This window comes from Clostridium malenominatum, from assembly GCF_039521365.1.
Lineage (GTDB): Bacteria > Bacillota > Clostridia > Clostridiales > Clostridiaceae > Clostridium_AW > Clostridium_AW malenominatum.
In genome coordinates this window covers 1,697,044-1,716,693 of record NZ_BAAACF010000001.1, presented here as the reverse complement: position 1 = coordinate 1,716,693, position 19,650 = coordinate 1,697,044, and the positions used below count along the sequence as shown (strand labels likewise).

The 19,650-nt window shown below is 31.0% G+C and carries 22 protein-coding genes; all 22 read left to right on the top strand.

Annotated elements, in window-relative coordinates; genetic code table 11:
* Positions 1 to 771: DegT/DnrJ/EryC1/StrS family aminotransferase (locus tag ABDZ69_RS08775; RefSeq protein WP_343768855.1), on the top strand; the 771-nt coding region annotated here is incomplete at its 5' end.
* 190 nt (positions 772 to 961) lie between these two features.
* Positions 962 to 1,390, top strand: coding sequence for a division/cell wall cluster transcriptional repressor MraZ (gene mraZ, locus ABDZ69_RS08770; RefSeq protein ID WP_343768853.1), 429 nt, complete (start codon positions 962 to 964; stop codon positions 1,388 to 1,390).
* Between the two features lie 13 nt (positions 1,391 to 1,403).
* A complete protein-coding gene (rsmH, locus tag ABDZ69_RS08765; protein ID WP_343768850.1) occupies positions 1,404 to 2,336 on the top strand; it encodes a 16S rRNA (cytosine(1402)-N(4))-methyltransferase RsmH in 933 nt (310 codons plus the stop codon).
* A gap of 34 nt (positions 2,337 to 2,370) precedes the next feature.
* Positions 2,371 to 2,796 (top strand): septum formation initiator family protein, encoded by a 426-nt coding sequence (locus ABDZ69_RS08760; protein ID WP_343768848.1) that lies wholly within the window; start codon positions 2,371 to 2,373, stop codon positions 2,794 to 2,796.
* A 27-nt stretch (positions 2,797 to 2,823) separates the two neighbouring features.
* Entirely contained in the window at positions 2,824 to 5,016 is a 2,193-nt protein-coding gene (locus tag ABDZ69_RS08755; RefSeq protein WP_425544632.1) for a stage V sporulation protein D, read from the top strand.
* Between the two features lie 74 nt (positions 5,017 to 5,090).
* Positions 5,091 to 6,548 (top strand): UDP-N-acetylmuramoyl-L-alanyl-D-glutamate--2,6-diaminopimelate ligase, encoded by a 1,458-nt coding sequence (locus tag ABDZ69_RS08750; protein WP_343768846.1) that lies wholly within the window; start codon positions 5,091 to 5,093, stop codon positions 6,546 to 6,548.
* Positions 6,549 to 6,582: 34 nt separating this feature from the next.
* Positions 6,583 to 7,938, top strand: a complete 1,356-nt coding sequence (locus ABDZ69_RS08745; RefSeq protein WP_343768844.1) for a UDP-N-acetylmuramoyl-tripeptide--D-alanyl-D-alanine ligase — start codon at positions 6,583 to 6,585, stop codon at positions 7,936 to 7,938.
* Positions 7,939 to 7,975: 37 nt separating this feature from the next.
* Positions 7,976 to 8,932, top strand: coding sequence for a phospho-N-acetylmuramoyl-pentapeptide-transferase (gene mraY / locus ABDZ69_RS08740; protein ID WP_343768842.1), 957 nt, complete (start codon positions 7,976 to 7,978; stop codon positions 8,930 to 8,932).
* Positions 8,933 to 8,955: 23 nt separating this feature from the next.
* Complete coding sequence (gene spoVE, locus ABDZ69_RS08735) at positions 8,956 to 10,059, top strand: stage V sporulation protein E (RefSeq protein WP_343768839.1); 1,104 nt, start codon at positions 8,956 to 8,958, stop codon at positions 10,057 to 10,059.
* A gap of 153 nt (positions 10,060 to 10,212) precedes the next feature.
* A complete protein-coding gene (locus ABDZ69_RS08730) occupies positions 10,213 to 10,995 on the top strand; it encodes a cell division protein FtsQ/DivIB (RefSeq protein ID WP_343768836.1) in 783 nt (260 codons plus the stop codon).
* Between the two features lie 13 nt (positions 10,996 to 11,008).
* Positions 11,009 to 11,722 (top strand): DUF881 domain-containing protein, encoded by a 714-nt coding sequence (locus ABDZ69_RS08725; RefSeq protein WP_343768834.1) that lies wholly within the window; start codon positions 11,009 to 11,011, stop codon positions 11,720 to 11,722.
* Between the two features lie 24 nt (positions 11,723 to 11,746).
* Positions 11,747 to 12,088, top strand: coding sequence for a small basic family protein (locus ABDZ69_RS08720; RefSeq protein ID WP_343768832.1), 342 nt, complete (start codon positions 11,747 to 11,749; stop codon positions 12,086 to 12,088).
* Positions 12,089 to 12,099: 11 nt separating this feature from the next.
* Positions 12,100 to 12,822: a DUF881 domain-containing protein gene (locus ABDZ69_RS08715; RefSeq protein WP_343768830.1), complete on the top strand. Its 723-nt coding sequence runs from the start codon at positions 12,100 to 12,102 to the stop codon at positions 12,820 to 12,822.
* Positions 12,823 to 12,897: 75 nt separating this feature from the next.
* Positions 12,898 to 13,563 carry a YggS family pyridoxal phosphate-dependent enzyme gene (locus ABDZ69_RS08710; RefSeq protein WP_343768828.1) on the top strand — a complete coding sequence of 222 codons (666 nt, stop codon included), beginning with the start codon at positions 12,898 to 12,900 and terminating at the stop codon, positions 13,561 to 13,563.
* A gap of 11 nt (positions 13,564 to 13,574) precedes the next feature.
* Entirely contained in the window at positions 13,575 to 14,030 is a 456-nt protein-coding gene (locus ABDZ69_RS08705; protein ID WP_343768826.1) for a cell division protein SepF, read from the top strand.
* Positions 14,031 to 14,044: 14 nt separating this feature from the next.
* Positions 14,045 to 14,308, top strand: a complete 264-nt coding sequence (locus tag ABDZ69_RS08700) for a YggT family protein (protein WP_343768824.1) — start codon at positions 14,045 to 14,047, stop codon at positions 14,306 to 14,308.
* Complete coding sequence (locus ABDZ69_RS08695; protein WP_343768822.1) at positions 14,305 to 15,078, top strand: YlmH family RNA-binding protein; 774 nt, start codon at positions 14,305 to 14,307, stop codon at positions 15,076 to 15,078. The genes ABDZ69_RS08700 and ABDZ69_RS08695 overlap by 4 nt, the downstream gene beginning before the upstream one ends.
* A gap of 15 nt (positions 15,079 to 15,093) precedes the next feature.
* Complete coding sequence (locus tag ABDZ69_RS08690; protein ID WP_343768820.1) at positions 15,094 to 15,696, top strand: DivIVA domain-containing protein; 603 nt, start codon at positions 15,094 to 15,096, stop codon at positions 15,694 to 15,696.
* A 66-nt stretch (positions 15,697 to 15,762) separates the two neighbouring features.
* Complete coding sequence (aroB, locus tag ABDZ69_RS08685; RefSeq protein ID WP_343768818.1) at positions 15,763 to 16,836, top strand: 3-dehydroquinate synthase; 1,074 nt, start codon at positions 15,763 to 15,765, stop codon at positions 16,834 to 16,836.
* A gap of 11 nt (positions 16,837 to 16,847) precedes the next feature.
* A complete protein-coding gene (locus ABDZ69_RS08680) occupies positions 16,848 to 17,540 on the top strand; it encodes a 5'-methylthioadenosine/adenosylhomocysteine nucleosidase (RefSeq protein WP_343768816.1) in 693 nt (230 codons plus the stop codon).
* Positions 17,541 to 17,551: 11 nt separating this feature from the next.
* Complete coding sequence (gene aroF / locus ABDZ69_RS08675; protein WP_343768814.1) at positions 17,552 to 18,352, top strand: 3-deoxy-7-phosphoheptulonate synthase; 801 nt, start codon at positions 17,552 to 17,554, stop codon at positions 18,350 to 18,352.
* Positions 18,349 to 19,650 carry a 3-phosphoshikimate 1-carboxyvinyltransferase gene (gene aroA, locus ABDZ69_RS08670; protein WP_343768812.1) on the top strand — a complete coding sequence of 434 codons (1,302 nt, stop codon included), beginning with the start codon at positions 18,349 to 18,351 and terminating at the stop codon, positions 19,648 to 19,650. The genes aroF and aroA overlap by 4 nt, the downstream gene beginning before the upstream one ends.

Genomic DNA, 19,650 nt, shown 5'->3' with positions numbered 1-19,650 from the left:
GAAGAAAGAATAACTAAGGACACAGTAGGACTTCTTCCTATTCACTTGTTTTGCCAAATGGCTGATATGGATCATATAATGGAGATTTCAAAAAAACATAGTCTCTCAGTATTAGAAGATGCTGCAGAAGCTTTTGGGATGAAATGGAAGGGAAAAGGGGATACCTATAGACATGCAGGAACTATAGGAGATGCAGGTATATTTTCTTTCTTCCCAACTAAAACCCTAGGAGCCTATGGTGATGGTGGAATGATTATTACTAATGACGATAAATTAGGAGAACTTAGTAGAATTTATAGAGTACATGGAGCTAAAACCAAATACCATTACGATTACATAGGATATAATTCAAGACTAGATACTATGCAGGCTGCTATACTTAATGTAAAAATGAAATATATCAATAATGCTATAAAGAGAAGAGAGGAAATTGCAAATCTTTATAGAGAAAGATTAAAGGATATAGAAGGTTTAAAGCTTCCAGTTATTAAAGGAGATCAAATTCCTGTTTACTATGTATTTAATGTACTATGTGAAAAAAGAGATGAATTAAATGAATACTTAAAGAAAAATGGTATAGGAACTAGTATTTACTATCCAATGCCATTACATCTTCAAAACTGCTTTAGTTATTTAGGATATAAAAAAGGTGATTTCCCAGTTTCAGAAAGAGCGTGTAAGGAAATTCTTGCTCTTCCAATATATCCTGAATTAAGAGATGAAGAAGTAGAATATGTATGTGAAAAAATAAGAGAATTTTATAAAAAATAATTTTAAAGTCGTTGATATCTAAGGATATCAGCGACTTTTACTTTTTTTTACATATTATTTGATTAAATATTTGATTAAATATTTATTAAAAACCTCTTTAAAAGAAGGAATTTTTGGTTTATTATAGAATTGTACATATAGTGGTTTAAAGTGGGTCAAAGTGGAGCGAAATAGATTAAAGAGGTGCGAAATGTTTATAGGGGAATATGTTCATGGAATTGATCCAAAAAACAGAATAATAATTCCCTCTAAGTTTAGGGATGACTTAGGAGATAAATTCATCTTAACAAAAGGATTAGATGGATGTCTTTATATATACCCTATGGCAGAATGGAGTGTTTTAGAAGAAAAGCTAAAAAAGCTTCCATTAACGAGTAAAGATGCCAGAGCTTTTTCTAGGTTTTTCTTTTCAGGTGCAAATGAAATAATTCTAGATAAACAGGGCCGAGCACTAATACCACAAAATCTTTTAGAATATGCAAATATAGAAAAGGAAATAGTAAGTATAGGAGTATTGAATAGAATAGAAATATGGAGCAAAGAAAAATGGGAAGATTACAATGAATCAAACGTCGATTTTGATGAAATTGCAGAAAAGATGAGCGAACTAGGAATTTAAAGGAGTAGTTTATATGGAATTTAAACATGTATCAGTATTACTAAATGAATGTTTGGAAGGATTAAATATAAAAGAAGATGGTATTTATGTAGACTGTACTTTAGGTGGTGCAGGTCACTCTAGTGAAATATTAAGAAGGTTATCAAATAAAGGAACTTTAATTGGCATAGATCAAGATGAGGATGCATTAAAAGCAGCACAGAATAGACTTAAAGACTATGATAATGTTATATATGTACATAACAATTTTCATAACATAGATTCAATACTAAATGAATTAGAAATACCTAAAGTAGACGGTGTTTTAATGGACTTAGGAGTTTCCTCTTATCAGTTAGATACAGGAGATAGAGGATTTAGCTATATGAAGGATGCTTCACTAGATATGAGAATGGATAGAAGAAGAGATTTAACAGCTCACTATGTTGTAAACAATTACGCTGAAAGGGATTTGGAAAGAATAATTAGAGATTACGGTGAAGAGAATTTTGCCAAGAGAATAGCTAAATTCATTGTAGAAAGAAGAGAAGTTAAAGAGATAAGCACTACAGGAGAGTTATCGGAAATTATAAAAGAAGCTATTCCTGCAAAGTTTAGGAGAGAGGGACCTCACCCAGCTAAAAGAACTTTCCAAGCAATAAGGATAGAGGTAAATGGGGAGCTTGAAATATTAAACAAAGCAGTGGAGGATAGTGTTAAACATTTAAATAAGAATGGACGAATAGCCATAATAACCTTCCATTCTTTAGAGGATAGAATTATAAAAAACAAATATAGGGATTTAGAAAATCCTTGCAAATGTCCTCCGGATTTTCCAATATGTGCCTGCGGGAAGTTGCCAGAAATTAAAACAATAACTAGGAAACCTATAGAACCATCAAAGGAAGAGGTAGAAATTAATCCAAGAAGTAGAAGTGCAAAACTTAGAGTAGGAGAAAAACTATAATTAATTGTTCTAATTAAAAAGGGGAGTGAATAAAGTGATAATAACTGAAAAAAATAACTACATAAACGGCACTGCTGTACTTGCTCCTAATGTTCATCCTAGGGAAGACGAGGAGAAAAAAGAGAAGGTTTCCATTGATAGGAAGGCTTTAAAAGAAGAAAGAGATAAAAAATTAAAAGGTAAACTAAAGATCATGAGAAATATAGCATTGATATTCGTAGTTGGAGTTGCTGTTGTGGGAAGATATTCTCAAATATATACTATGCAAAGACAATTAAATACACTAAATAGAGAAATAAGTAATATAAATAAGGATAATGAAAGTTTGAAATTAGAACTTGCTAAATACAATAATTTAAAATTTATTGAAAATATAGCAACCACTAAGTTAAAAATGATTAGACCAACAAAAGCTGATGTAATGTACGTTGATATGTCAAAGGAAGTAATAAAGAAATAAGCAAGGATTTTTAACGGAGGTATAGTTTTGGACAAAAAAGTATACAGGGATAGGGTTAAAGTAAAAAAGAGAATGTTTCTGATATTGTTGGGATTAACGTTTTTATTTATAGCTCTAATCGGTAGACTTGCCTTTTTGATGATATATAAAGGTAAGGAATACAAGAAACTAGCAATAAATCAATGGACCAGTGAAGTTAAAATAGCTGCAAAAAGAGGAAGAATTTTAGATAGAAATAAAAATGAATTAGCTATAAGCGCAAATGTCTATAGAATTGACTTAGACTTAAATACCTTAAGACAAACAATGGAAAGCAAAAAACTTTCTGTAGAACAGGTGGCCTCTAAACTTTCAGAAGTATTAGAAATGAGTACAGATGACGTAGTTAAAATAATAAATAAGAAGTTTCCTAGTGGGCTTCCCTATGGTTCTGCTACACTTAAAAGAAGAATAGAAAAACCTATGGCGGATAAAATTAGGGAATTAGACATTAGAGGAGTATTAGTTTCTGCAGACACTAAAAGATACTATCCGAATAATAATTTTTTAACTCATGTATTGGGACATACTAATTCAGATGGAGATGGATTGACTGGAATAGAGATGTTTTATAATAAAATACTTTCTGGAGAACCAGGAAATAGAATAGCCGAAATGGATAGTACTAGGACTAGCGAACTTCCTTATGTAATTTCAGAGTTTACCCAGCCACAAGATGGCAAAGATGTTGTTTTAACTATAGATGAAATGATTCAACATTTTGCAGAGAAAGCTGCGGATCAGGCTCTAAAAGATAATAAAGCTAAGGCAGTTACTATAATTGTCACAAATCCTAATAATGGAGAAATATTAGCTATGGTTAATAAGCCAGATTATGACCCTAATTCTCCTTGGATAGAAGGGAAATCAGGTGATGATCTACAAGCCGCTTGGAGAAATAGAGCGGTTAATGATACCTTTGAGCCAGGATCTATATTTAAAGTTTTTACTATGGCTGCAGCATTGGATGAAAAAATATCTCCAGAAAATGAAGTGTTTCATTGTAATGGTAGCACCACTATTGGCAAAAACACTATTAAGTGTTGGAATTGGTATAATGGAGGACATGGCTCTCAAAGTCTTGTGGATATTTTAAAAAACTCATGTAACGTTGGATTTGCAGAACTTGGAAGAAGGCTTGGAAAAGATAGACTAGCTTCTTACATAAGCAAGTATGGTTTTGGTCAAGGTACAGGTATAGATTTACCTGGAGAAGCTAAAGGAATAGTGAAGAAGGCAGCTTCAATGGCAGAAATTGATCTTGCTACCATATCTTTTGGACAGGCAAATACCGTATCTACTATACAATATATGGCGGCATTTAATGCAGCAGTAAATGGTGGAAAGTGGATAAGACCGCATTTGTTAAAAGAGGTGCTTAGATATGATGAAAATACAAATAAATATGTAGTAGATAAAGAGTTTGATAATTATGGAGAAAAACAAATAATTAGCGAAGAAACTTCTAAAACCTTGAGAATGTACTTGGAAAAAGTAGTTACTGAAGGAGGAAGTAAGAAAGCTTTTATTGAAGGATATAGAATTGGAGGAAAGACGGGAACAGCTCAGAAGCCAATTGGAGGAAAATATGCATCAGGTAAATATATATCATCCTTTGCGGGGATGGCTCCAGCTGATAATCCATTAATTTCTCTTTTTGTATCCATAGATGAACCAGATCCATCAAATTATTATGGAGGGCAAATTGCAGCTCCAGTAGGACAGCAAATATTCAATGATATTTTTAACTATTTATCTTTAAAAAGTGATGCATCCTTGGAAGAAGTAGCAGAAAGTTTGAAAAAGAATATAATAATTCCTGAAGTAAGAGGATTGAAAAAAGCTGAAGGATTAAAGATTTTAAAGGAAAATGGATTAGATTATAAAGTTGATACTGCAGGAGAATATATAGTGGATATAAATCCAAAACCTGGATATACTGTAAAAGAGGGAAGTAAAATATTACTTTACACGGGAGCCGCTGATAATTATAATAAAGTAGTAGTAGTTCCAAGTCTTACAGGTTATGGTTTAGAAAGAGCTTCTCAAATTATTAATAATTTAGGATTAAAGCTCCAGTACAATGGCTATGGATTAATTTACCACCAAAGTATAGCTGAAGGAAAAGAAGTAACAAAAGGAACTACAATACACTTAAAATTAGAAGAAGTAATTGAGTAATATTACAGTGAACGGGTACTTCCGTTCACTGTTGTACTGTAAAGTTAATTTAATAGTTGTTTAGAGGTGAAATAATGAAATTAAGAGAAGTATTAAAAGGTATTGATTATGAGCTAATAAAAGGAGATATAAATAAAGAAGTTTTAGATATACATTATAATTCTAAGAATGTAGAGAAGGGTAGTCTATTTATAGCTATCGAGGGTTATAGTACCGACGGTCATAGATATATTAAATCGGCCATCGAGAAGGGAGCAAAAATAATAATTTGTAGTAAGGATATTGAGGAAATAGATGGAGATTATACACTTTTAAAGGTTCAAAATGGAAGAAGGGCCTTAGCTATTCTTTCTTCTAATTATTTTAATAATCCCAAGGAACAGTTGAAGATAATTGGAGTCACAGGAACTAATGGTAAAACTACCTCAACTTTTATGATAAAGTCCATACTAGAAGAAGCTGGCTATAAAGTTGGTCTGCTTGGAACTATATCAAATTACATAGGAGACAAAAGAATACCTGCTGAAAGAACTACTCCTGAATCTTTAGAAATGCACAAGCTTTTTAAAGATATGGTAGATGAAGGAGTTCAGTATTGTGTGATGGAGGTATCATCTCACTCCTTATACTTAGATAGAGTTTATGGAATAGAATTTGAAGAAGGTATTTTTACTAATTTAACTCAAGACCATTTGGATTTTCACAAGACTTTTGACAATTATTATGAAGCTAAGTTTATTTTGTTCCAAAATAGTAAAAAATCAATAATAAATACAGATGATGAATATGGAAAAAAATTGTTGAAAGATATAGCTAATGAAAGCTTAACTTATTCGACAATGGAAGATTCGAACTTAAAAGCTTATAATATTAAAATGCATTCAAGGGGGATAAAGTTTTCTGTAGACTATAAGGATGAAAAAGAAGAAATAGATATTCATATACCAGGTAGATACAATATTTCTAATGCATTGGGTGCAATGCTTGCTTGTTTAAATGAAGGTATAAGTCTCAATGCAGTAAAAAATGGATTAGAAAATTTGTCAGGGGTGCCTGGAAGATGCGAAATAGTAACAAAAAACTATAATTTAGGTTATGATGTAATTGTTGACTATGCTCATACTCCAGATGGATTAGATAATATTTTGAAAACTGCCAGAGAATTTACTAAGGGAAGATTAATTAGTATATTTGGCTGCGGAGGAGACAGAGATAAAACTAAAAGACCTATTATGGGTAATATAGGAACGGAATTAAGCGATGTTGCTATAATAACTTCAGATAATCCAAGAACAGAAGAGCCTTTAATGATAATTGAAGATATTTTAAAGGGTATAAAAAAGGATAATTATATTGTTGTAGAAAATAGAAGAGAAGCTATAAAAACAGCCATGGGCATGGCTAGAGAAGGCGATGTTATAGTATTGGCTGGAAAAGGGCATGAAGATTATCAAATATTAAAAGATAAAACTATACATTTTGATGAAAGAGAAGTTGTTAAAGAAATTATTGAGGAGCTTTATGCAAACTAAGTTTCACTTTATTAAAAGGGAAGGGGTCTTTCATTTGGAACTATTAAAATTAGATGAAATAATTAAAGCTCTTAGTGGAGAATTAATTACTAGAGGTAAAGACGTAAATTTTAGTGGAGTATCAACGGATACACGCAATATAGAAAAAGGAAATATATTTTTTGCCTTAAAGGGAGATAACTTTAATGGCAATTGCTATGTAGAAATGGCTAGCGAAAAAGGAGCAGCTTTATGTATTATAGATGAGGTTTTGTTTTGTGAGGAAAAATTACAAAAACATACTTCTATAATAAAAGTTGAGAATTGTAGAAAAGCCTTATTGGATTTAGCAGAATTCTATAGAAGCATGCTAAATATCAAAATTGTAGGTGTTACGGGCTCTACAGGGAAAACCTCAACAAAGGATTTAACCGCCGCGGCTTTAAGTGCCAAATATAAAGTATTTAAAACAGAGGGTAATTTTAATAATGAAATAGGACTGCCTTTGATGATATTTAAATTAGATAATAGTTATGATGTAGCAGTTTTAGAAATGGGCATGAATAATTTGGAAGAAATACATAGGATGGCAAAAGCGGCGAGGCCGGATATAGCACTTATAACCAATGTAGGTATTTCTCATATTGAAAATCTTAAAACTAGAGAAAATATTCTAAAGGCTAAGATGGAAATTACGAATTTTTTCAACAAAAATAACATACTTATCATAAATGGGGATAATGATTTATTAAAGGGTATAACTAGAGAAGGGTTTAAAGTTATAAAAGTAGGAATGGAAAACAAGGGGGATTATTTTCCAAGTGAAATCCATTTACAGGAAGATAAGGTTTCTTTTAAGGTGTTGGAGGAAGTTTTTGAAATTAACCTTCCGGGAAAACATAATGTCTCCAATGGACTTCTTAGTATAGCTTGTGGGATAGAACTAGGTATGAGTCTGAAAGAAATTAAAGAGGGATTTAGGAACTTAAAGGGCACGGGTATGAGGCTTGATATAATAAAAAAAGAAAGTTATACCATTGTAAATGATTGTTATAACGCTAGTCCAGATTCTATGAAGGCAGCTATAGATGTTTTGATAAATATTAATGGGAAAAGGAAGATAGCTGTTTTAGGTACTATGAAAGAGTTAGGAGAAGAGTCTTATAATGCCCATAAAGAAGTGGGGAAGTATGCTAAGGAAAAAGGTGTAGATTTGTTGATTGCTTTAGGAGAATATAACAATGCTTATGAAGAGGGTTTCAATCATGAATTTAAAAGTTTTAATAGTAGAGAAGAAGTGGCAGAGTTTTTAGAAACTGATATTAGTTTCGGTGATGTATTATTATTTAAAGCATCAAGAGCAATGAAATTTGAAGAAATAATAGAGATACTAAAGAGTAAAAAAGCTTAAGGAGGTGACTTTGCTCTGGAATTAGAGCATTATTGCAATGAATAGTAAAATAGTGTATTCAGTACTTGTAGCATTCTTTTTTTCAATAGTTGGAGGTCCAATTTTAATTCCAATACTCCATAAACTAAAATTTGGTCAAAGTATTAGAGAAGAGGGGCCGGAAAGTCATCAAAAAAAAGCAGGAACGCCTACTATGGGAGGGATTATATTTATAATATCTTCTATGGTTTCTATGATAATTTTAGTAAGAAAGCCTAGCGATGAAGCAATGTTTGCCTTATATGCCTTTTTAGCCTATGGCTTTATAGGCTTTATAGATGATTTCTTAAAGATAGTACATAAGAAAAATTTAGGATTAAGAGCCTATCAAAAAATGTTATTGCTGCTGATTGTTTCTTATGGCTTTGGATACTATGCAGCCAATAATCCAGAAATAGGAACATCTATAATATTGCCTTTTACAGGAAAAAGTTTTAATTTAGGATATTATTATATACCATTTATTATAGTTTATTTTACCGCTACTACTAATGCAGTAAACTTAACAGATGGCCTTGATGGACTTGCTACTTCAATTACTATATTAGTAATGACATTCTTTATTATTATAAGCTATAATATGGGATACTATACTTTATCCGTATTTTGTTCTGTAATTGCAGGTGCACTACTAGGATTTTTAAGATACAATGCCTTCCCAGCTCAGGTTTTTATGGGAGACACAGGATCTTTAGCCTTAGGAGGAGCTGTTGCGGCGGTAGCTATGATATTAAAACTACCTTTGCTTATAGTAATAGTTGGTGGAATATACGTAATGGAGACTTTGTCAGTTATTATTCAAGTAGCATATTTTAAGCTTACAGGAAAAAGAATATTTAAGATGAGTCCATTACATCATCACTTTGAATTAAGTGGATGGCACGAAACTAAGGTTGTATCGGTATTTTCAATTATTACAGTTGTTTTGTGTATGATAGCATTTTTATCCTTTTAGTAATTAGAGAAGAGGAGGGTATTATGAGAAGACTCCAAAAAAAGATGGGAAGCATAGATTTTTTTCTATTTTGCATTATTATGCTTTTGCTAGCCATTGGTGTAGTAATGGTTTATAGTGCTAGTTCATATTTTGCTTTTTATAAATATTCCGATGATATGCATTTTCTAAAGAGGCAAGGGGCTTGGGCAATAATAGGGGTCGCCTCTATGATAGCGACTATAAACATTGATTATCATAAATATAAAAGATATACGGGATTAATTATGATAGTTACAACTATATTATTGTTGGTAGTTTTTGCTTTTCCTGAAAGAAATGGTGCAAGAAGATGGATTCCCTTAGGACCAGCAACCTTTCAGCCTTCGGAAGTAGCAAAATATGCTGTGGTTATGTATTTGGCAAAGATTATTGAGGCAAAAGGGGATAAAATAGAAAGCTTTATGAAAGGTGTAATACCTTGTCTAATGGTGGGACTTTTTTATGCTGGATTAATATATGCTGAAAAAAACTTAAGTATAACCATTGTGGTTATGGGAGTAACCTTCTTTATATTATTTGTAGGAGGGGCAAAGTTTCATCATTTACTTGTAGTGGTAATGCCCGTAATAGTGGCAGGTATGGCAGCTATACTATTGGTTCCTTTCAGAAGAGCTCGATTTTTTTCCTATAGAAATCCTTGGGTAGATCCTTTAAAAACAGGGTATCAACTTATACAGTCTTTTTTAGCTTTAGGATCAGGAGGAATATGGGGCGTAGGTATTGGGCAATCAAGGCAAAAGTGCTATTACATACCAGAACCTCACAATGATTTCATTTTTGCTGTTTTAGGAGAAGAGTTAGGCTTAATAGGGTGTACCTTTGTAGTAGTTCTATTTATCTTATTTGTATGGAGAGGAATTGTAACTGCCGTAAGAGCAAAAGATGTTTATGGGACGTTAGTAGCTACGGGTATTACCTCGGTTATAGCAATTCAAGCCCTTATAAATATTGCAGTTGTTACAGGTTCCATACCTGTAACAGGGGTACCTTTGCCTTTTATAAGTTCCGGAGGATCTTCCCTGGTTTTAAATATGACAGCCATGGGAATATTGCTTAATATATCCAGGCAAAAAAGTATCATATAATATATAATATTAGAATAGCATTGCGATTTTGCAATGCTATAATTTATTTTTTTAAATAAATTAAAATATTAATTAAATTTATTATTTTAATGAAATTGGCTCTTAAAAATGTTATTATATATATATGCTATAAAATTGTAAGGTGGAGAAAACATGGGAGAAGTTATACCATTTTCAAAAAAAGGAAAGAATGAGCTTATAATAAAAAGAAGAAGAAAAAAAAGAATAAAAAAAAGTATTATCTTTTTAATTTTTTTAATTTCAATAATGACTACGCTTTGTTTAAAGCATCCTTTTTTTAATCTTGGTGAAATTAAAGTTCAGGGCAATAAAAATATACCTGCTTTAAAGGTTGAAGAGTTTTCAGGATTGCATAAAGGTGATAACATTTTTTATGTTAATATAGATAAAGCTAAGGAAGGAATTAAAAGAAATCCATATATATTAGACGTATCTATTAAAAGAAAATTACCTAGTACTATTGTAATACAAATTAGTGAAAGGGAAGCTGTATTTTATGGTAAAACCGGAGAAAATTATGTTATAATTGATAAATATGGAGTAGTTTTAGAAAAAAAGAAAGATATTAAAGGAATGAATTTAGTAAGATTACAGGGCTTTGATATTGACAAGAGCAATATTGGTGAGGTAATTAAAGTAGATAATGAGAGAAAAGTGAAAGTAGTAACTACTTTAAGTAAGTTGTTTAAAGATAAAAAAGATAACTATAGTATTGCATTGGTAGACTTAAGTGACATTAATAATATAAAATTTTTTTACAAAAATATTATTATAAAGGTTGGCAATGATGAGGAATTAGATGAAAAGTTAAATAAAGCTTTTAATATAATACTTCAAAAGGATGAACTAAAAAATGCTAAAGGTTATATAGATGTGGGCTTTAAGGGGAATCCTGTAGTTTTTATTGAGGATTAGGAGGAAGCAAATTATGCGTAAGTGGAGTTCTCAAATAAGTGTAGCTTTAGTATGTGCTATACTTGGATTTATGTTGGCGTATCAATTTAGAGTATTGTATAAGAGAGAGCAGCTGGGAGTTAATCCCTATAATACTGCGGATATAACAGCTCAAATAGAGCAATATAAGAAGGAAAAAGATAGTTTAAATAAAAAAATTAATGAATTACAATCTAAATTAAAAGAATATGAGGAGTCCGTTGCGGGAAAAGATGACAGAACAAAGGCTCTTCTTAAGGAATTAGAAGACACCAGAATAACTACCGGAACTACTGATGTGGAAGGAGAGGGAATTATAATTTATCTTACTCCAAACAGTGGACTTTTTGGGAATATAGATGTGAAAATAACCGATAGACATTTAGTTTATTTAGTTAATGAATTAAGGTATGCAGGAGCGGAAGCAATTTCTATAAATGATATAAGAATTACAGGAGGAACTGGCATAAGAATATCTGGTAATAGTATTTCTATAAATGGAGAGGAAAGAGTTTCTCCTTCAAAAAGAATAGTTATTAAGGCTGTAGGACCTAAGAAAAATCTTCAAGCGGTTTTAGATTTTCCAGAAACCTTTGCTGATTTTAAAGGTATTACTGAAATAAAATATGAGCCATCAGATAAGGTTAGTATAGAGAAATATAATAAATCATTTAGGTTTGAATACGCTAAACCTGTTCAAAAGCAATAATTTTTAGTCAGGGGTGGTTAAGATATGATAGCATTTTTAGGACTTATAATTGGTGTAGTAATAGGGGCAATTTGGAATATTAATATTCCAGAAAAATTTTCTCCCTATATGTCTGTTGCCATACTTGCTTGTTTAGATTCAGTATTTGGAGCTATTAGGGCAACTTTGTCAAAAAATTTCCAACCCGATATATTTATATCTGGTTTTTTTGGGAACTCAGTACTTGCTGCAGCATTAGCATATTTAGGAGATAAATTAGGTGTTCCTATATATATTGCAGCGGTAATAGTATTCGGTGGAAGGATATTTGATAACTTTGCTATTGTGAGGAGATTGCTCATAGAAAAAGCTAAATCCCATAATTGAGGTGAATATATATGAGAAATAGTGAAGGTAGCATATTTTTATTTATTGCTTCTATAATAATTGGAATACTTATATCTATGAACATAAGTTTTGCTAGAGAAAGTAATTTTCTGTTTTTAAGTAGCAAAGAGTATCAAGATGCTTATTCCTATAGAAATCAATTGGTTAATAGCGTGAGTAATTTAAATAATGAATATTTAAAATACTTGGATAAACTTAATAGTTATGAAAAAAATATCATAAATAGAAATAAAATAATTGAGCAAATCAACAATGAATTAATTCAAAATAAAAGTTTAATTGGGCATTCTGAAGTAGAAGGCCCAGGAATTAGAATAACTTTAATGGATGCTACTACTGATTTTATTGAAGATCCAACTATGTATTCATTAAGGTTAATTCATGACATGGATATGATAAACGTAGTTAATGATTTGATGAATGCAGGAGCTGAGGCAATATCTATAAATGGAATAAGACTAGTTCCCTCTTCAGGAATATACTGCAATGGGGCATTTTTGAGGATAAATGGAGTGCAAATAAGCGCACCTTTTTATATAAATGTTATAGGTAATAAAGAAACCTTAAAAGGTTATATGCTGGCTGATGATAATTATTTAAAATCATTAATGTTTAGAGAAATTCAAGTAGAGGTTATAGATGAAGATAAAATAAGAGTACCAGCCTTCGAGGGAAAATTAGAATATAAGTACAGTAAATCTATAAATAAATAAAATTATGAAGGAATTTTGATATTTATGAAGAATAATAGAATATAAGATTTAAATAAAGTCTAAGGGGCGATTAAATTGACCATTGCAGATAACGTAATAGAGCTAAAAAATGAAATACCTGAAAAAGTAACTTTAATTGCAGTATCAAAAACAAAGCCGCTAGAGGATATGGAAGAGGCTTATGAAGCTGGCTTAAGAAATTTTGGAGAAAACAAAGTCCAAGAACTAATATATAAAATGGATAATTTTCAATATAAGGATGTTAAGTGGCACTTAATAGGGCATCTTCAAAGAAATAAGATTAAATATATTATTGGAAGAGTAGATTTAATTCACTCTTTAGATAGCATAAGATTACTAGAAGAACTTCAAAGGCAGTACGAAAAGGAAGGAAAAATCGCAGAAGTATTGATACAGATAAACATAGGGCAAGAGGAAAGTAAAACAGGAATTTTTATGGAAGAATTAGAAGAGATGCTAAAAAACTGTGAGAATTCTAGCAATGTAAAGGTAAGAGGATTAATGTCGATAATTCCAGTAGGAGATGAAATTTCTTGTAGAAATTATTTTAAAGAAATGAAAAAGATTTTTGATAATATTGCTCAAAGGAGCTACAAGAATATTAAAATGGAGTATTTGTCTTTAGGAATGTCTAGCGATTATAAAGTAGCAATAGAAGAGGGTTCTAACATGGTAAGAATAGGTCAAGGAGTTTTTGGAAAAAGAATTTATAATAAATAGGAGGATAAAAAATGGCTAAAATATTAAATAAAATGATGGGATTATTAAAATTAGATGATGAATATGATGAATTTGAAGAAGATGTAGATATGGAAGAAAATGAAATCAGTGATGAGGAATATGAGCCGTTAGTTCAATCTTCTGGAAAAAAACAAGGGAAAGTAGTAAGTATTCATACAGCATCTACTGCAAAAGTAGTTATCATAAAACCTGCTACTTATGATGAAGTAATTGATATATGTGATAATCTAAAAAATAGGAAAATAATAGTTGTGAATTCCACAGGATTAGAGCAAAAAACAGCTCAAAGACTCTTGGATTTTATAAGTGGTGCTACCTATGCTTTAGCAGGAAGTTTAGAAGAGGTAGAAAAAGGTATTTACATAGTGTCGCCTTCTAATGTTGAGGTTGATAGTACATTAAAGAACGAACTTTCAAGTAAGGGTTTATTTGCTTGGAGTAAATAGTTAGGGGGTAAGTAATGAACGCACTAGCATACAAAATAGTAGCTACTTTTTTTAATATAGTAGAATGGTCTATATTAATTGATGTAATATTGTCATTTGTTCCTATGAACAATAATGCTTTTACTCAAATAATAAGAACTATTACAGAACCTCTTTTAATTCCAGGGAGAAAAATTCAAGAGAAAATACTGCCAGGATTAATGGTTGATTTTTCGCCTGTTTTTGCATTAATTATGATTAGATTTTTACGACAAATTATAATATCAATAGTATTATGATAGATAAAGCTGTATTTTTAAATCTAATAGAATATGAAGATAAAAACAGGTTGTCCAATATATATGGTAAATTATTATTTGCAGAGAAAACTAATAGTACGGTATATACTGAAGATTTTTATCCACCTAATGTATGGAAGGTATTGGAGAGAGTTTCAGGAAGCATATCCGTAAATGTTTATAGTAATGGTGTGTTTAAAGATGCTGAAAGAAGAATTATTTCTTTTTCATCGGATGAAGTTTGGTATTATCCTATTAAGCTATTGAAAATTACTAACCTATCGTCCTTTTCAGTCTTATGTCACAGAGATTATCTAGGAGCATTAATGGCATTGGGACTTAAAAGAGAGAAGTTTGGAGATTTAATAATAAAGGATGAAACATGTTATTTGCCTGTAAAAGAAGAATTAAGTGAATATATAATAACTAATTTAAAAGGGGTGGGGGCTTGCCCTTGCAAAGTAGAAGTTGTGGATGTATATGATGAGATTATTCCTGACTTCAATTTTGAAGAGGTATTCTTGATAATTACCTCTAATAGATTAGACTGTATTGTAAGCTCTTTAACGAAACTTTCTAGAACCAAGGCTATGGAAATAATACAAAATAGTAAAGTGTTAGTGGATTATGTAGTAGTAAAGGATAAGGATAAAACTGTGGAGGATGGAGCTATAATTACTATAAGAGGATACGGAAAGTTTAAGTATATAGGGCAAAGTGGTGTAACAGGAAGTGGAAGAAAGAGGGTTCTCTTTAAAAAATTTGTTTAATATGAGGTGTTTGGCATGAAAATAACGGCAATGGATATTACGAGCAAAGAATTTAAAAAAGGCTTTAGAGGCTATGATATGGATGAGGTTGATGAGTTTTTAGAGCAAATCGGAGAAAGTTATGAGGCTTTATATAAGGAAAACTCGTCAATAAAAGAGAAGTTAAGTTTAATGGAAGAGAATGTTAACCACTATAGAAAAATGGAAGAAACAATTCAAAATACATTACTTTTAGCACAAAATGCTGCGGATCAATCTAGAAAATCTGCCCAACAGGAATCAGAGTTAATTATTAAAAATGCTAATGAAGCTTCAAAAAGGCTTCTTGATAAGGCACATAACGATGTTATAAAAATTAATGACGAATATGAAAAACTAAAAAACGAGTTTGTTATGTTTAAAAACAAATTTAAAAACTTTATGCAGTCCCAACTGGAAATGTTTGGTGATATGGAAAAGGATTTTGCTAAGAAATATGCTATAGGAAATCCAATTGATGAACTAATGCCAAAGGAAAAAGAAATAGATACGTTAAAGGAATACAATACTGAAGAAGCTATAGAAGATATAAGAGTTAATAGTATGGAAGAAATAAAGAATTTTTTTGTTGAAGATTAAAGTCTCGCTCACTTAAGAGTGAGATTTTTTATATGTTATAATAAAGTAATTTTAAGGAGGATTTTTATGAAAGAATTAGAAATAATATCTGGAAAGCCTTATAGAATTTATATTGATAATAATCTAGACAAATTATCTACAGTATTAGAAGAGAATAAAATTAATAGTAAAATGAAGTGTTTTTTGATAACTGATGATAAGGTTTATAAATTACATAAAGATGTTATAGAAAAACTAAAGAAATCCTTGAATATGGAACTTTATTATTTTAAAAATGGAGAGGAAAGCAAAGATTTCCATACAATTGAAGGAATTTACTCTTTTCTTATAGAGAATAATTGCAACAGAAATAGTTTGTTAATAGCCTTAGGCGGCGGAGTTGTAGGGGATTTAGTTGGGTTTGTGGCATCAACCTTTATGAGAGGGATAAAATATGTAAATATTCCAACCACCCTTTTGTCACAAGTAGACAGCTCTGTTGGAGGCAAGGTAGGATATAATTTTAAAGGTATAAAAAATATTATAGGGAGTTTTCATAATCCAGAGTTCGTATATATAGGAACTAATTTTTTAAAAACCTTAGAGAAGAAACAATTCATTGATGGTTTAGGGGAGATAGTAAAATATTCTTTAATTAGAGATGATGGTATGTTAGCTTATCTAAAAGAAAACTATAAGGGAATATTAGAGAGAGAAAATGATAAGCTGTTATATTTAGTAAAAGGTTGCCTGAAAATTAAAAAAGATATAATCGAACAAGATTATGAGGATTTAGGTATAAGAAATATACTAAACTTTGGCCATACGGTAGGACATGGGCTAGAAATTACTTCAAAAGAAAACTTAAGTCATGGAGAAGCTGTAGCTTTAGGAAGTTTAGTGGCAATAAGATTATCAGAAGATATTTTAAAACTGCCAAAGAGAATTTATAATGAAGTAGAAGAAGTATTAAAAAAGTTAAATTTACCTATTAAACACAAAGTTGACAATTATAAATTATTTATGTATGCTATTAATCATGATAAAAAAAATGATGATAGTATTAAGTTTGTACTGCTTAGTAAAATAGGTGAACCTAAAATAAAAATGGAAGTGACAAAGGAACAATTATACCATGCTATAAAAGATAGCATAGGCTAGGAGGTAGAAATATGATTATAGGTGTAATAGGCGCAATGATTGAAGAAATAGAACCATTGGTTAAAGATTTAAATTTGAAAAGAAAGCTTCAGAAAGCTAATATGGAATTTAATGAAGGAAGTCTTTGGGGTAATGAAGTAGTAGTAGTTAAGAGTGGAATTGGCAAAGTGAATGCCGCAGTATGTACCCAAATATTAATAGATGAATTCAAGGTAGACGCAGTTATAAATGTAGGAGTAGCTGGAGGTGTTGGCAATAATGTTTATCCAGGGGATGTAGTTATTGGAGAAAGCTTAGTTCAACACGATATGGACTCCACAGCCTTTGGAGAAAGAAGAGGTCAAATACCAAGATTAGATACTTTTGATTTTAAGTGCGATGAAAATTTAGTGTTAAAAGCTAAAAGAGCTTGCGAAAAAATGAATAATTCAAAGCACTTTGTGGGAAGAATTGTAACAGGAGATCAATTTATAGCAGACACTGATAAAATTAAATGGTTAAATGAAGAGTTTGATGCCTTAGCCTGTGAAATGGAAGGCGGAAGTGTGGCTCAGGTTTGTTATTTAAATAATATTCCTTTTGTAGTCATAAGATCAGCCTCAGACAATGCAAATAACGGTGCTCATATGGATTATGAAAAATTTAAGCCAATTGCAGTAAATAATTCTGTTAACATATTAAAAAATATGTTAGAAGTTATGTAGGTGATATATGAATGAAAAAATTGCTAGTAGATTTAACAAGTGGTGAGAAAATAAAAGTTAAAGTTAAAGATGTAGTAATAGGTGGCAAGGAAAAGGTATTTATATCTGGGCCATGTGCTATTGAAGATTATGAGACTATGAGGAAAATTGGAAGAGAGTTAAAAGGAATTGGAGTTCATATGTTAAGGGGTGGAGCTTTTAAGCCTAGAACATCTCCTTATGATTTCCAAGGACTCAAAGAAAATGGATTAGAAATTATTAAAGAAGTAAGTAAGGAATTTAATATACCTTTTGTTACAGAAATTATGGATACTAGGGATGTTGAAAAGGCTATAGATTATATTGATATGATACAAATAGGTTCTAGAAATATGTATAACTACAGTTTATTAAAAGAAGTGGGAAAAACAAACATACCTATTTTATTAAAAAGGGGTATGAGTGCTACTTTATCGGAATGGCTTTATGCAGCGGAATATATAATGGCTGAAGGAAATATGAACGTAGTTTTATGTGAAAGAGGCATAAGAACCTTTGAAAATTATACAAGAAACACTTTAGACTTAAATAGTGTTGCTGTGATAAAAGAAAAATATAGACTTCCAGTCATTGTTGACCCTAGTCATGGTACAGGACTTAGAGAAATTGTACCTCAAATGAGCATGGCTTCTATTGCAACAGGAGCAGATGGGCTTATCATAGAAAGCCATATTAGCCCTGATAATTCCGTCTCTGATGCAAGGGAAACGGTGTCAATAAAAACTGTAAAGGCAATAATCGATAAAACATTATTATTGGAGAAATTAATATGATAGAGGATATACTTACCATATATGGTGCCAAAGAAGGTATATGTAATACCTATACTTTGCCAGGAGATAAATCCATAGCTCACAGAGCTTTAATTATAGGAGGATTACCCACCGGTGAATATAAAGTCTTTAATTATCCAGATAGTAAGGATTGTGCTGCAACTTTAAAGGTAATGATAAATTTAGGACTAGAAGTAAATAAAGTAGGACAGACTTTATTTGTAAAATCACCGGGCTATGCTAAATTTAATAATTATGTGGAAGAATTAGATTGCCAAAACTCCGGCACAGCAGCTAGACTGATATCAGGAACACTAGCAGCTTTAAGTATAGAAGGAAAACTAATAGGAGATAGCTCTTTGAGTAAAAGACCTATGGGTAGAGTAGTTACTCCATTAAGAGAGATGGGAGCTAATATAAGTAGTTCAAAAGAAGGACTTCCCTTAATTTTTAGCAAAAATGAAGGGTTAATGGGAATAGAATATCATATGCCTGTAGCTTCTGCTCAGGTTAAGTCCTGCGTACTTATTGCTGGATTTCTAAGTAAGAATACTACAACAGTATGGGAAAAATTATTTACTAGAGATCATAGTGAAAGAATGCTTAAGTATATAGGAGCGGATATAGAGGTTTATGGAAATAAAATAAGCATAAAAAATTCTAAAATAGAAGCTAAGGATATATATGTGCCTGGAGATATATCCTCGGCAGCCTTTTTGATTTCCCTTGCTTTACTTGGAGAAAATAATTTTATAAAAATTGAAAAGGTTTCTCTTAATGAAAGAAGGAGAAAATATTTAGATATATTAAAGGAAATGGGAGCAGATGCTAATTACACAATAGAGCATATAGTTAACAATGAAGAGATCGGCACTATTGAAATAAAAAGCAGTAAGCTCAAGGGAGTAATCATAGAAGGGGAGGTAGTACCCTATATCATAGATGAAATACCTATGCTTTCTGTATTAGCTGCTTTTAGTGAAGGTAAAACCATAATTAAATCTGTAGAAGAATTGAAATATAAAGAAAGCAATAGAATAGAGGCAATAATAAATAATTTATATAAATGTGGAGTTAATTCCTACTTTAGTTCAGGAGATTTAATTATTGAAGGAGGACATAACTATTTTAATGAAGAAATATCTATAGAGTCCTTCGATGACCATAGAATTGCTATGAGTTTTTTAGGAATTGCTATGAGAAACTCTGGAAAAACCATTATTAATGGTTGGAGTTGCAGTGAAATATCTTTTCCTAATGCCATAAATTATTTTAAGGACTTTCTTAGAATAATTTAA